Below are 12,614 nucleotides of genomic sequence, written 5' to 3'. Positions count from 1 at the left end.
GACTCCATGTTCGACGCCATCGTGGTCGGTGCGCGCTGCGCCGGTTCGCCCACGGCCCTGCTGCTCGCCCGGGCTGGTTACCGGGTGCTGCTGCTCGACCGCGCGGAATTCCCGTCCGACACCCTCTCCACCCACCTCGTCCACCAGCCGGGCATCGCCGCGTTGGCCCGCTGGGGGCTGCTCGACCAGGTGGTGGCCTCCGGGTGCCCGCCGCTGGACCAGGTCGTGTACCAGGTGGCCGACGTCCGGCTGGTCGGCCGCGGCCGGGGGGTGGACGGCCACCGCTCCGGCTACGCGCCGCGGCGCACCGTGCTGGACAGCATCCTGCTGGCGGGCGCGACGGCGGCCGGCGTCGAGTTCCGCGACCACTGCTCGGTGACCGACCTGCTGTGGGACGAGGACGGCCGGGTGGTCGGGGTGCGCGGCACGCACCGCGGGGTCGAGTTCACCGAGCGGGCCCGGCTGGTGGTCGGCGCGGACGGCATGCGCTCGAAGGTCGCGGACCTCTGTGACGCCCCGTTCACCTCGCAGAAACCCACGTTGACCTGCGCCTACTACGCTTACTTCGATGACCTGCCGGCCAGTCTCGAACTGTACGAGCGGCCCGGCGCCTGGGTCGCGGCGGTGCCGACCAACGACGCGGCGACGCTGGTGCTCGCCTACTTCCCGCAGGCCGACTTCGACACGGTCCGGCGGGACGCGGAAGCCGCCTACACCGAGCAGGTCCGGGTCACCGCGCCGGAGTTGTTCGACCGGATGGCCGGCAAGCGGCGGCTGGAGCGGCTGCGTGGCACCGGGGACCAGCGGAACTTCTTCCGGCAGCCGACCGGCCCCGGCTGGGCGCTGGTCGGGGACGCCGGGCACCACAAGGACTCGATCACGGCCCGCGGCATCAGCGACGCGTTCTTCCAGGCGGAGTCCCTCGTCCGGCACATCGGCGACCGGCTCGCCGACCCGGCCCGGCTGGACGCGGCGCTCGACGAGTACGCCGCCGACCGGGACAAGACGTTGACCGCCGGCTACGAAGCGACCCTGAGCACCGCCCAGTTGGAGGTGCACGAGGAACGGCTGTCGCTGCTGCGCGCGGTCCGGCAGGACGAGGAGTTGACGTCGATCTACTTCGACCTGGTGGCCGGCGTCGGTTCGCTGGAATCCCTCTACACGCCGCGCCTGATGGCGTTGTTGTGAATATTCCCGGGAGAACCGGCACCGGGGTCCGGGGCGCGATCCCCTTCCGGTACGGCGTCAAGCGCGGGGCGCGCGGGGCCGGATGGGGTTGTTCGAGATCACCGGCCCGTGGCCGAACATGTTGCGCATGACCTGGTACGGTGCACCGGGTTGGACGTTAGTTGACGTGGCGTTACGCTGCGAAAACGACATTTCCACTGTAGCAACCGGACATTGTACGCATCCTCGCGATGGATGTCCCCTCTCGCTATCATCGTTCCGCCGCCCCCGAGGAATCAGATGTCAGGCATACGCGACCGACGCAGAGATCCCCGAACATCGCGTAGGTCTCTCCGGGTAGCGCTGGTACTGCCGGTCCTCATCGCCGCGCTCGCACTCACCGGCCTGTGGGGTTGGGCCGCCGCCGGTCTGGTCGCCGAGAGCCTCCGGCTCAGCTCCGACGCGGACCGCGCCGAGTCGGTCGGCGACCCGACCCGCGATCTGATCGGCGCCCTCCAGGAGGAACGCCGCGCCACCGCCGCCTGGTTGGCCGAGGAGAACGACGCCCAGGACGCCCTGGGCTCCGCACGGGATACGACGGACGACGCGGCCGAACGGTTCCGCACCGCCCGCTCCTCCCTCGCCTCCGGCAGTTCCACCACCCGCGGCTGGGCCGGCCGGCTCGACGGCTCGCTCGGCGAACTGGCCCAGCACCGGGAGGCCGTGGACGACGGCCAGCTGTCCGGCCCCGAGGTCTACCGGGCCTACACCGACACCACCGGCGAGGCCATCGCCCTGCTGGGCGCGGCCCACCGCATCGACGACGGGAAGCTCGCCTACCGCGCCGGCGCCGCCACCGACCTGGCCCGGTTCGCCGAGTCGCTCTCCCAGCAGGACGCCCTGCTGCACCTGGCCGAGGGCTCGGACGCCGACCAGGAGGCGGTGCGGCAGGCCTTCGCCCAGGCGATCGCCCTGCAACACGACACCCGCACCGCGCTGGACGCCACCGACCTGCCGCAGGGCCAGGCCGACGCCTACGCCAGCCTGCTGGAGACCGCGCAGGTCGGCGAGTTGCTGGCGGTCGAGACGCCGGCCGACGACGGCGCCACCGCGCTGCCCGCCGGCGCGCAGGGCTGGCGCGAGGCGGCCGAGACCACCGGCGCCGAACTGTGGCTGCTCAGCGGCGACTCCTTCGACAGCGTCAGCTCCGAGGCCGACAGCCGGGCGACCCGGCTGCTGCTGGGCGTCGTGCTCGGCACCGTGCTGGCGGTGGCCGCGCTGGCCGCCGCGCTGGTGCTGACGCTGCGCGCGGTGCGCTCGCTGCTCGGCCGGCTGGGCGCGCTGCGCGCCGGCGCCGACGAGATGTCCGACACCACGCTCCCGCAGCTGGTGGAGCGGCTCGGCCGGGAGGGCCGCAGCGAGCCGCCGGCCGCCCCCGCCGAACAGGCCTGGGGCGACGACGAGGTGGGGCAGCTCGCCGAGGCGCTGCACCGGCAGCGGCAGCAGGTCGTCGACACCATCGTGCAGCAGGCCAGGGGCCGGGAGGGGTCGGAGACGGTCTTCCTCGGGCTGGCCCGCCGGACCCAGATCCTGATCAACCGGATCATCCCCAAGCTGGACAAGCTGGAGCGCGAGCACCAGGACTCGCGGCTGCTGAAGGACATCTTCGCGGTCGACCACCTGGCCACCCGCGTGCGGCGGCACACCGAGAACCTGCTGATCCTCGGTGGCGCGCTGCCCGGCCGCCGGTGGGGCGAGCCGGTGCCGATCTACGAGGTGATGCGCAGCGCCATCTCGGAGACCGAGGACTACAGCCGGGTGGAGGCGCCGCCAGCGCCGCGGATCTCGCTGACCGGCCGCGCGGTGGCCGACGTCGTCCACCTGCTGGCCGAACTCATCGAGAACGGCACCTCGTTCTCCCCGCCGGACACCAAGGTGTCGGTGAGCGCGCAGACGGTGGCCAGGGGCCGGGTCGCGGTGGAGATCATCGACCGCGGTCTGGGGATGTCCGAGGCCGAGTACACCCGGCTGAACAACCTGCTGGCCGACCCGCCCAAGCTGGACATGATGACGCTGGGCGAGGCGCCCCGCCTCGGCCTGTTCGTGGTCGCCCGGCTGGCCAAGCGGCACAACCTCGAAGTGGTGCTGCGGTCCTCCCCCTACGGCGGCACGCTCGCCGTGGTGCTGCTCCCCAACGAGCTGCTGGAGGAGGGCTCCTCGATCCTGTCCGGGATCATGGGCGAGGCCGCCAGGGGAGCGGCCGACGCCGATGCCGCGGAGGCCGCCGAGCCCACCGCGCAGGAGACCACCCAGGCGTTCAGCGCGCTGACCGACCAGGCCGAGCCCGGCTTCCCCGAGCCGCACCGGCCCATCGGCAGCGGCCTGGACCCGGCGCCCGCGCTGGACGCCGACCGGTCCGGGCGACCGGACTACGGGCACGGCCTGCTGGACGAGCAGCCGGCGCCGCCCCGTTACCAGGAGGAACCCACCTACCAGGGGGAGCCGACCCCGGCCGCGGACGAGGGGCACACCTTCGCCGGCGACCAGGCGGTGGCGCCCCAGCACCAGCCGACCACCGGCCCGGCCGTGCCGCACGACGTCGAAACGGAGGCCCTGCCCCACCCGCCCACCGTCTACGACGACAGCGGATACCCCGCGTACGGAGGTGCCGGCCTGTTGCCCAGCACACCCAGCACGCCCACCCCTGCCAGCACCCCCAACCCGCCCCGGTCGGAACGCCCCACGCCCGACCTGCCCAAGCCGGCCCCGTCGACGCGACCGAACCAGTCGACCCGACCGACCGGCCCCCGGGCGCCGCTCAGCGTCCCGGAACGGGGCGAGTCCGGGCTTCCCCTACGGCCCACCCCCCACGGATCCGCCATCGACAAGGCCGTCAGGACGACGGAAGATATGCCCCGTGCACATTCCGATGTCACCCCCCCAGCCACCGAGGTACCGCGCCGGACCATCGAAGCCACGCCCGCGTCGGCTGACGGGTCCAAGCCACCTCTGAAACTCCCCGTGCGTGTGCGAGGGGAGCGCTTGGCGGAGCAACTCCGCGCGGAGGCGCACCTGCGCCCTGGGCAGGACGACGAGGACCTGTCCCGTCCCCTCTCCCCCGGTCGGGCCGGCGCCACCATGGCGGCCATCCAGTCGGGAAACAAGCGTGCCCGCGCCGTATCGCCCGGACTCCCTGCCGAAGGACATGACCCGCAGGCGCAACCCGCCGGACTCGACGCCGATGCGGAAGGAACTGCGAGGAAGGATCAGCGATGACCGACCAGACCCACGCCAGTGCCCACCTGGGCTGGCTCCTGGACAACCTGGTGGCCGGAGTGCCGGAGATCCACCACGCCATCGTGCTGTCCCAGGACGGGCTTCCGCTCGCCCGGTCCTCCGCCCTCGGGCGGGACGACGCCGAGCACCTGTCGGCCGTCGCCTCCGGGCTGCAGAGCCTCTCCCGGGGGGCGTCGCTGCGCTTCCAGGGCGGACACGTGCGACAGACCGTCATCGAGATGGACAACGCGTTCCTCTTCGTCACCAATGCCGGTCAGCGCGCCCAGTTGGCGGTGCTGACCTCCGACAAGGTGGACGCGGGGATGGCGGCCTACGAGATGACGCGGATCGTGCAGCAGGTCGGCGAGTACCTGAGCGCCGCCCCGCGGACCGAACCCTCGTCGGCTGCGGCGTCGAGGCACTAATCGGTGTCGATCAGGAAGAAAGCTTCGTGGTTCGACGAGGATTCCGGATACCTCGTCCGCCCCTACGCCATTTCCGGGGGCCGCACCTCCCCAGACGGATCTGACTTCGCCCTGATCACCTTGGTGGTCACCATGCCGGCAGCCCGCGGCCTCGACAAGCGCCGCGAGCAGCCGGAGTTGATCGCCATCCTCGAACTATGTCAGGAACGCCCACTGGCGATCGTCGAAATCGCGGCGCGGCTTGACCTGCCGGCCAGTGTGGTGAAAGTACTGTGCGGGGATCTGCTCGACAAATCCATGATCTCTGTCAAGAAGCCGAGTCATGAGGCGTCAGCCCCCAGTGTGGAACTACTGGAGAGGGTCATCAATGGAATCCGCAGGCTATAGCGGGGCGGGGGAGTCTGCGCTGGCCATGCCAACGGCGCTGAAGATTCTGGTCGCCGGTGGCTTCGGGGTGGGCAAGACCACCATGATCGGCTCGGTGAGCGAGGTCGCCCCGTTGGAGACCGAGGAGTACATGACACAGGCGAGCGTCGGCATCGACGACCTCGCGCAGATCCCGGAGAAGACCACCACCACCGTGGCCATGGACTTCGGCCGGATCACCCTCGACTCCGAGCACGTGCTCTATCTCTTCGGCACGCCGGGCCAGGAGCGCTTCTGGTTCATGTGGGACGACCTGGCGGCCGGCGCGCTGGGCGCGGTGATCCTCACCGACCCGCGCCGACTGGCCGACAGCTTCGCCTCGGTCGACTTCTTCGAACAGCGGCGCATCCCGTTCGCCATCGGCATCAACTGCTTCTACGGCCGCCGCGAGTGCACGGCCGAGGAGGTCAACGCGGCGCTGAACCTGCGCAAGCCGGCGCCGGTGGTGATGTGCGACGTGCGACAGCGGGACTCCAGCAAGACGGTGCTGCTGGCGCTGTTGGAGTCGGCCAAGGCGGTGGCCATCGGCTGAGCCGATGGCCGGTCGGCGCCCCGCGTCGAACCGCCCCGGCCCCCGACCGCCGGCCCCGTACAGGGGTCGAGGGGTCGGGGGCCGGGGCGGTTTCCGCTGCCGGCGGGGCGCCGGCGCCCCGCCGCGCTCATCGGCCGCGGCGCCGGCCTCGGCCTCGCTGACCGTCTCGGGCCGGTCGGGCCGCGTCGGGCCGCGTCGGGCCGGTCGGGCCGAATCCTCGCGTCGGGTCAGGGCACCCGGGCGACGCCGGCCCACATGGAGACCGTGGCGTGGGTGGCCTCCGGCGGCACCGGGCCGTCGGGCCGCCAGTCCTGCGGCGGCACCAGGCCGGGCTCCACCAGCTCCAGACCGTCGAAGAAGCGCCGGATCTCCGCCTCGCCCCGGATCTGGCCCATCTGGCCGGTGGCCGCGCCGTCGACCGAGGCGATCCGGCCCCAGGTCACCGGGTCGAAGTCGCCCGTCACATGGGTGACCACCAGGTAGCTGCCGGACGGCAGCGCCCGCACGTACTCGGCGACCAACTCGTGGGCCGTCACGCCGCGTTCGGCGTTGTCCGCGATGTAGTGCAGCAGCGCGTTCAGACAGAGCGCGATCGGCTGCCCCAGGTCCAGCACCTCGGCCAGCCGGGGGCTGTCCACGATGCTGGGCGGGTCGAAGAAGTCCGCGTGCAGGTAGTCCGTGCGGCCCTCCGGCGTGCCGGTCATCAGGGCCTCCGCGTAGCGGAGCACGATCAGCCGGTTGTCCGTGTAGACGATCCGCGACTCCGGCGCCACGCTCTGCGCGGTCTGGTGCAGGTTCGGCTCGGTGGGGATGCCGGTGCCTATGTCGAGGAACTGCCGCACCCCGGCCTCCTGGGCGAGCCACCGGATCGCCCGGTGGATGAACGCCCGGTTGGTGCGCGCCGCCGTCTTCACCCCCGGCCAGATGCCGGAGATGAACTGCCCGGCCTGCTCGTCCGCCGGGTAGGAGGTCTTGCCCCCCAGGAACCAGTCGTAGACCCGCGCCGGGTCGGGCTTGTTCGGGTCGATCTGTTCCTCAAGCAACGGCTCTTTCCTCCCACTTGGCGATCCACTCGGTGATCGGCACGCTGTCCGGCACAGAGGCCGCCGAATCCAGCGCCATCAGGTACTGCCGTACCACGTCGGGCCGTTCACTGACCTCGGCGCCGTCCAGCGTACGCAACAGCACCCGGTCGGCGAGATCGGAGGGCTGGTAGCGGACCATCTGCACCGGACCGCAGAGCAGCGCGGAGTGCGCGGTGTGCAGCGGCATCACCCGGATCGTCAGCCCCGGCCGCTCGGCCAGCCGCCGCAGGTGGGCGAACTGCTCCCGCATCTCGGCCGGTCCGCCGACCCGGCGGCGCAGCGTGGCCTCCTCGATCAGCGCCCACACGGCGGGCGGCGCCGGGTTGCTCCGCTCCAGCACCTCCTGTCGGCCGACCAGCAACTCAAGCCGCCGGGCCAGCCGTTCGGCCGGATCGTCGGGGTACTGGATGCGCAGCAGGGCCAACCCGTAGCCGGGGCTCTGCAACAGCTCGGGGATCACGGCGGGGGCGTAGACCCGGATGATCTGCGCGTGCTCCTCCAACGCGATGTGGTCGGCGAGCCAGGCCGGCAGCACGTCGCGGTAACTCTCCCACCAGCCCGGCCGGTTGGCCCGCTCCACGGCCCGGAACAGCTCGGCCCGCTCGGCCGGGTCCGGCTGGCCGTAGGCGGCGAACAGCAGCCGCAGCTGGCCGGGTTCGACGGAGCCCAGGCCGTCCTCCAGGCGCCGCATGACGACCGGCGAGACGCCGAGCGCCGCGGCCCCCTGCGCCATCGAGAGCCCGGCCGCCAACCGCAACCCCCGGAGCCTGGCCCCCAACAACAGCCGACTGGCCGTCGCCGTGCCACGCGCAGCCGACATGGCCGACTCCTCTTCTCTCCGGGACCTCTTCCGGGCCTGCTCGGGCTCTTCTTTCCAGCGTGCGGGTCTTCTACCGTCCGCGGTGGACGAACTTCCACCGCCGCTCCCCGGGAGCACCCACCGGGTCCGCGCCTCACCACCCGGCGGAACCCAGCTCGTCTTCCCGGCCCGGACCCGGAACACCCCGAGAACACCCGGGAACCGGTACGGGCGCCGCCCGGTGGCGGCCTCATTCTGTCACTGGTGGTACCGGTCCCCGGCCACGGTGCCGACCAACCACCCGGCCGGCTTTCCGAGTTGGCGCCCCGGCGGGACGCCGGGTGGTGGTGACGCGCGCCGGGACGCGTGGGAGGCTGGGTGACGCCGGATGCTCCCCGGGGCCGCCTCACCCGGCTCGCCGCCGGGCCGGGCGGGGCCCCGTCCGGTCATCTTCCACCGTTTCCGCGCGGCTTCCCCCGCCGCAAGGCTTCTGCAAGCGAACCGCAGGCCCGCCGACGAGACCCCCGGGCATGCCCTCTACGACGCAGGAAGCCAACTCGGTTCACAGGGGGAGCTCGATGACCGACGACAACAGCACCGAACCGGCCTTAGTCCAGCGGGGCCCGTGGCTGACGGTGCCCGACCTCAAGTCCGTACTGGTGGTGGCCCACACCCTGGTCTACGCCCAACGGCTGCGTGAGGTGGTCTCGCTCGTCGAGTCCGACCTCCGCGTCCAGGTGTTCTTCACCGTGGCCCCGCACGCCTTCGGCGACGGGGTCAACCGCTATCTGGAGGACCAGGGCATCAGCGTGCTCCCCTGGGAACACGCCGTCCGCACCACCTTCGACCTGGCCATCGCCGCGGGCTCGCGCGGCATCCACCGCCTGCGGGCACCGGTGATCCGCATGCCGCACGGGGGCGGCAACATCAAGGTGCTCCGGGCCTCGGAGGGGATGACCGCCGAGACGGCGGGCGTTCCCTCCTCGCTCACCAGGCGGTACCTGACCCACGAGGGCCGGGTGGTACCGGCGGTCCTGGCCCTCTCCCACCAGCGGGACCTCCAGATCCTGGAGCGGTCCTGCCCCGAGGCGCTGCCGGTCGCGCGGGTGGTCGGCGACCCCTGCTACGACCGCGTCCTGGCCAGCGTGCCGCACCGCGCCCGGTACCGGGCGGCGCTGGGGCTGACCGAGGCGGAGCGACTGCTGTTCGTGAGCTTCACCTGGGGACCGACCTCGTCGTTCGGCGGTCTCGACGCACTGCTCCCCCGGCTGCTCGGCGAACTACCGCCGGACGTCCGGATCGCGCTCACGGCCCACCCCAACATCTACGCGGCGCACAGCCGTTGGCAGGTGCGCCGATGGCTGGGGCCGGCGCTGGGCAACCGCATCCACCTGGTGCCCCCCGAGGTCGGCTGGCAGGGCCCGCTGCTGGCGGCGGACTGGACGATCGGCGACTCGGGCTCGGTGACGATGTACGGAACGCTGACCGGCCGGCCGATCCTGCTGGCCCGGCACACCACCCAGGAGGTGGCGCCCGACTCGGTGGCGGCGCGACTGGCCGCCACGGCGCCGGCCGTCTCCCCGCACCGGCCGCTGCGCGAGCAGTTGGCCTACGCGGAGGAGACACACCGCCCGGCGGAGCACCGGCGGATCGCGCGACAGCTCTCCTCCCGTCCGGGGGCGTTCCACCGGCTGATGCGCGGGCTGCTCTACCGCTCCCTCGGACTGGCGGAGCCCGCCCACCCCACCGAGGTGCGGCTCGTGCCGCCGCCAACTCCCATGCACAGCTGGTACGCGTCCGAGACGGAGGCCGCCGCGTGAGCGCCGGGACGCCCCCGCGGCAGGTCCGGGTGCGGGTACGCGGACGCGACAGCCGGCGGGTCATCGACGAACACCTGCGGGTGGAGCTGCGCTCCCCCGACGAGCGTTCCGGCGCGGAGTTCGCCGACGTTCTGACGATCCGTCAGGCCCAGCCGCTGCCGGTGGCCGTGTCGGTGGCGGGGGATCTGCTCGACGCCTTCCCCGGCTGCCTGGTGGTGGCCGTACCGCTGGCGGAGCGGAGCGCCTGCGTACTCGGCGTTCGCGGTGGCCGGTTGGCGGTGGCCCCGCTGTCCGGCGCGCGTCAGGTGTCCGCGCTCCGGCCCGAGACGCTCGCCTCCACGCTGCACGCGTGGCTGGTCAGCGGTCGGGTCCCCGCCGACTCCTGAGGCGGGCCACCGGACAGCGGCGGGGCGGCACCGGCGCGGTCCGCCGCTGGAAGTCCCCTCGTTCGGGGTGCCCCACCGCGGGTCACCCCGAACGCAGGGCGGCCAGCCGCTCGGTCAGCCGGTCGGTGTCCCGCACGCTCAACGGCTCGTAGAGGGTGCGGGACCGCTCGTACCGTTGGGCCGCCTCCTCGGTGGCACCGTGCCGCTCGGCCACCTGGCCCAGCATCTCCCAGGTCCGCGCCCGCCAGGGAGCGGAGCCGACGGCCTCGAACTCACCGAGCGCCTGCCACAGGGCCTCCTCGGCGGCCCGCCGCTCCCCGAGCTGGCCGTGGGCGAAGCCGAGCAGCGCCAGGGCCCGGGCCGCGTCGTGGGCGTCCCGCACGGCGAGGAGCTCCCGCCGGGCCTGGCCCAGCAACGCCACCGCCTGGTCATGGCCCTGCTCCGCCATGGCGACCTCGGCCAGGGACACCCGGCTCAGGGCGACGCCACGCTGGTAGCCGATCTCCGCCCGCAGGGCCAGGGCCCGTTCGAGGAGGTCCCGGGCCGCCGGCAGCTCGCCCAGCCGCAGCCGGGCGTTCCCCAACCCCTGGTAGGCCTGGGCCCGTTGACGCTGGTCACCGGAGTCAACCGCGAGCGTGAGCGCCTCCTGGTACCAGCGGGCCGCTTCCTGGTGGCGACCGGCGTCGCGGAACGCCGCGCCCCCCGAGGTCAGCATGCGGCCGAGTCCCCAGTCGGCGCCGTCCGCCCGGGCCGCGGCCGCCCCCAGCTCGTGCGCCTCGATCCGCTGCTCCGTGGGGCGCAGCCGGGTGAAGACCGGATGCATCGCGTCCACCAGCTGCCAGCACTCGGTGTGCCAACCGGCGGCCGCGCAGTGCCGGACCGCCGCCATCAGGCTGCCGAGTTGCCGAGTAAGCCAGGCCAGAGCCTCCCGCGCGGTCCGGAAGCCGGCCGGGTCCGGCGTTGGTTGGCGCGGGTCCCGCGGCACGTGGTGGCTGGGGGTGATGAGCTGGTCGGCGGCGTCCGCCCGCGCGAGACACCAGCCGACGAAACGTCGCAGGACCAACTCCCGGTCCTCCGGCGGGCTCTCGGCGTCGGCGCGTTCCCTGGCGTGGGCCCGCACCAGATCGTGGAAGCGGTAGGTGTCGTCCTCCAGAAGTTGCTCCAGCAGGCTCGCCTCCAGCAGGGCGTCCACGCCGCGGGCCGCCCGTGGGCCGGCGGGTTCGGCCAGCGCCGCGATCAGGCCACCCTCCAGGCTGGTCGCCGGCAGCAGGCCCAGGACCCGGTACAGGGCGGCCGCCTCGGTCGGCAGCGATCGGTAGGAGGCGTCCAGCGCGGCCCGCACCGCGCCCTCCCCGTCCGCGGTGAGCGTGTCGAACAACGTGCCCCCGTCCGAGAGGTGTTCGGCCATGGTGGCCAACGGTTTCTTCGGCCGCACCGCGAGGTGCGCGGCGGCGAGGCAGATCGCCAGCGGCAGCCGCGCGCACAGGTCCACCACGTTCCGCGCCGCCTGGCGGTCGTCGGCCACCCGGGCACCACCACCGCCCCGGGAGAGGAGTTCCATCGCGGTGTCCGGGTCCAGCGCGCCGAGTTGGTGGCTGACCGCGCCTTCCAGGGCGAGGCCGGTGAGGCGGCGGCGGCTGGTCACCACCACCAGGCAGCTCGCCGAGCCGGGCAGCAGGGGGCGCACCTGCGCCGCCGTGAAGGCGTCGTCCAGCAGGATCGCCAGCCGCACCGTGCTGGTCAACGACCGCCAGAGGGCGGCCTTCTCCGCCAGGCCGCCCGGCACCGAGGCGGCGCCGAGCGAGCGGAGGAACCGACCCAGCACGTCGCCGGGGTCCGCGAGCCCCTCGGGGCCGTGGCCGCCCAGATCGGCGAAGAGCTGGCCGTCCGGGAACTCCTGGGCGATGCCGCCCAGCCAGCGGGCGACCAGGGTGCTCTTGCCGACTCCCGGCGGCCCGCTCACCACGATGAGTTGAGGGGCGCCGGGGCGGTGCGCGGCACGGTTGTCGTCCAGTTCGGAGAGGTCCGCGTCCCGACCGACGAAGTGTGCGGAGGTCGCGGGCAGTTGGCGTGGGGTGGGGGCGCCACGCGGGGCCGCGTCCGGCAGTCCGTGCAGATGGATGCCACCGTGGATCTCTCGGGCCTGGACGTTGGCCCCCCACACCTGCGCCGAGTCACTCAGCGCGTTGGTGTGTTCTCCGCTCCCCATGGCGACTAACTGTGCATGGTGTAACCATATTTCGACGGCGGGACGCGCCGCCCGCCAGGCGGTCTCACTCCTGCGCATCCGTTCGACGAACGAGCCGACCGCGCCGGGCTCGGGGCCCGCGCGAACCCGCTCCCAGAGCGCCGCCAGGGCCGGGTCGGCATCCAGCAGGGTGCTGACCGCCTGCTCGAAGCCGCGCAGGAGGGGAGCGTGCGCGGCCCCGCCCGACAGGAGAATGGCCGATTCCAGTGCCTGCGCCAGGCGACGCTCGAACACGACTCCTGTCACACCCCCCTCGACAGTCCGGGTGCCGCCACGAAGGCGTCGGGCCGCCCTGATAGGTACCCATCGGATGACCGATATCCACCAAACACGAAAGCGAATATCCGATCGACGACCGGCACACGTCGGATTTCGCCGTCGTACGGAGTGGACTAGCTCACAAAGTCCCCAACATGCCATGCTCGCATCAAGGAGCGACCCGACCGGCGG

10 protein-coding genes are annotated in these 12,614 nt (G+C 72.9%); 7 read left to right on the top strand and 3 right to left on the bottom strand.

Annotated elements, in window-relative coordinates:
- Positions 1-6: 6 nt before the first annotated feature.
- The 5 genes from RM844_RS17230 (at position 7) to RM844_RS17210 (ending at position 5,826) form a co-directional block, all read left to right on the top strand.
- Positions 7-1,188 carry an NAD(P)/FAD-dependent oxidoreductase gene (locus RM844_RS17230; protein ID WP_311668112.1) on the top strand — a complete coding sequence of 394 codons (1,182 nt, stop codon included), beginning with the start codon at positions 7-9 and terminating at the stop codon, positions 1,186-1,188.
- A 279-nt stretch (positions 1,189-1,467) separates the two neighbouring features.
- Complete coding sequence (locus RM844_RS17225) at positions 1,468-4,443, top strand: sensor histidine kinase (RefSeq protein ID WP_311668111.1); 2,976 nt, start codon at positions 1,468-1,470, stop codon at positions 4,441-4,443.
- Positions 4,440-4,868, top strand: a complete 429-nt coding sequence (locus tag RM844_RS17220) for a roadblock/LC7 domain-containing protein (RefSeq protein WP_311668110.1) — start codon at positions 4,440-4,442, stop codon at positions 4,866-4,868. The genes RM844_RS17225 and RM844_RS17220 overlap by 4 nt, the downstream gene beginning before the upstream one ends.
- A gap of 3 nt (positions 4,869-4,871) precedes the next feature.
- Positions 4,872-5,255, top strand: coding sequence for a DUF742 domain-containing protein (locus tag RM844_RS17215; protein ID WP_311668109.1), 384 nt, complete (start codon positions 4,872-4,874; stop codon positions 5,253-5,255).
- Positions 5,256-5,280: 25 nt separating this feature from the next.
- The gene (locus RM844_RS17210) at positions 5,281-5,826 is read left to right on the top strand and encodes a GTP-binding protein (protein ID WP_311668108.1); all 546 of its coding nucleotides are present in this window, start codon (positions 5,281-5,283) and stop codon (positions 5,824-5,826) included.
- 227 nt (positions 5,827-6,053) lie between these two features.
- Here the strand turns inward: RM844_RS17210 and RM844_RS17205 are convergent, their stop codons facing one another.
- Positions 6,054-6,869, bottom strand: coding sequence for an SAM-dependent methyltransferase (locus RM844_RS17205; protein WP_311668107.1), 816 nt, complete (start codon positions 6,867-6,869; stop codon positions 6,054-6,056).
- A complete protein-coding gene (locus tag RM844_RS17200; protein ID WP_311668106.1) occupies positions 6,862-7,731 on the bottom strand; it encodes a DUF5753 domain-containing protein in 870 nt (289 codons plus the stop codon). Before RM844_RS17200 ends, RM844_RS17205 begins: the two co-directional genes overlap by 8 nt.
- 557 nt (positions 7,732-8,288) lie before the next feature.
- Here RM844_RS17200 and RM844_RS17195 point away from each other — a divergent pair.
- Positions 8,289-9,530 carry a hypothetical protein gene (locus RM844_RS17195; protein WP_311668105.1) on the top strand — a complete coding sequence of 414 codons (1,242 nt, stop codon included), beginning with the start codon at positions 8,289-8,291 and terminating at the stop codon, positions 9,528-9,530.
- Positions 9,527-9,916, top strand: coding sequence for a hypothetical protein (locus tag RM844_RS17190; protein WP_311668104.1), 390 nt, complete (start codon positions 9,527-9,529; stop codon positions 9,914-9,916). The genes RM844_RS17195 and RM844_RS17190 overlap by 4 nt, the downstream gene beginning before the upstream one ends.
- 82 nt (positions 9,917-9,998) lie before the next feature.
- Here RM844_RS17190 and RM844_RS17185 read toward each other — a convergent pair whose 3' ends face one another.
- Positions 9,999-12,398, bottom strand: a complete 2,400-nt coding sequence (locus RM844_RS17185) for an ATP-binding protein (RefSeq protein WP_311668103.1) — start codon at positions 12,396-12,398, stop codon at positions 9,999-10,001.
- Between the last annotated feature and the right edge of the window lie 216 nt (positions 12,399-12,614).

Source organism: Streptomyces chisholmiae (assembly GCF_031845445.1).
Taxonomy (GTDB): domain Bacteria; phylum Actinomycetota; class Actinomycetes; order Streptomycetales; family Streptomycetaceae; genus Streptomyces; species Streptomyces chisholmiae.
Note: the sequence above shows the minus strand (reverse complement) of the source record. Positions and strands in the feature narration are given on the sequence as shown.

Coding starts and splice junctions, on each gene's coding strand:
- RM844_RS17220 (WP_311668110.1), top strand. CDS start 4,440: ATGACCGACCAGACCCACGCCAGTGCCCACCTGGGCTGGCTCCTGGAC.
- RM844_RS17200 (WP_311668106.1), bottom strand. CDS start 7,731: ATGTCGGCTGCGCGTGGCACGGCGACGGCCAGTCGGCTGTTGTTGGGG.
- RM844_RS17225 (WP_311668111.1), top strand. CDS start 1,468: ATGTCAGGCATACGCGACCGACGCAGAGATCCCCGAACATCGCGTAGG.
- RM844_RS17230 (WP_311668112.1), top strand. CDS start 7: ATGTTCGACGCCATCGTGGTCGGTGCGCGCTGCGCCGGTTCGCCCACG.
- RM844_RS17210 (WP_311668108.1), top strand. CDS start 5,281: ATGCCAACGGCGCTGAAGATTCTGGTCGCCGGTGGCTTCGGGGTGGGC.
- RM844_RS17195 (WP_311668105.1), top strand. CDS start 8,289: ATGACCGACGACAACAGCACCGAACCGGCCTTAGTCCAGCGGGGCCCG.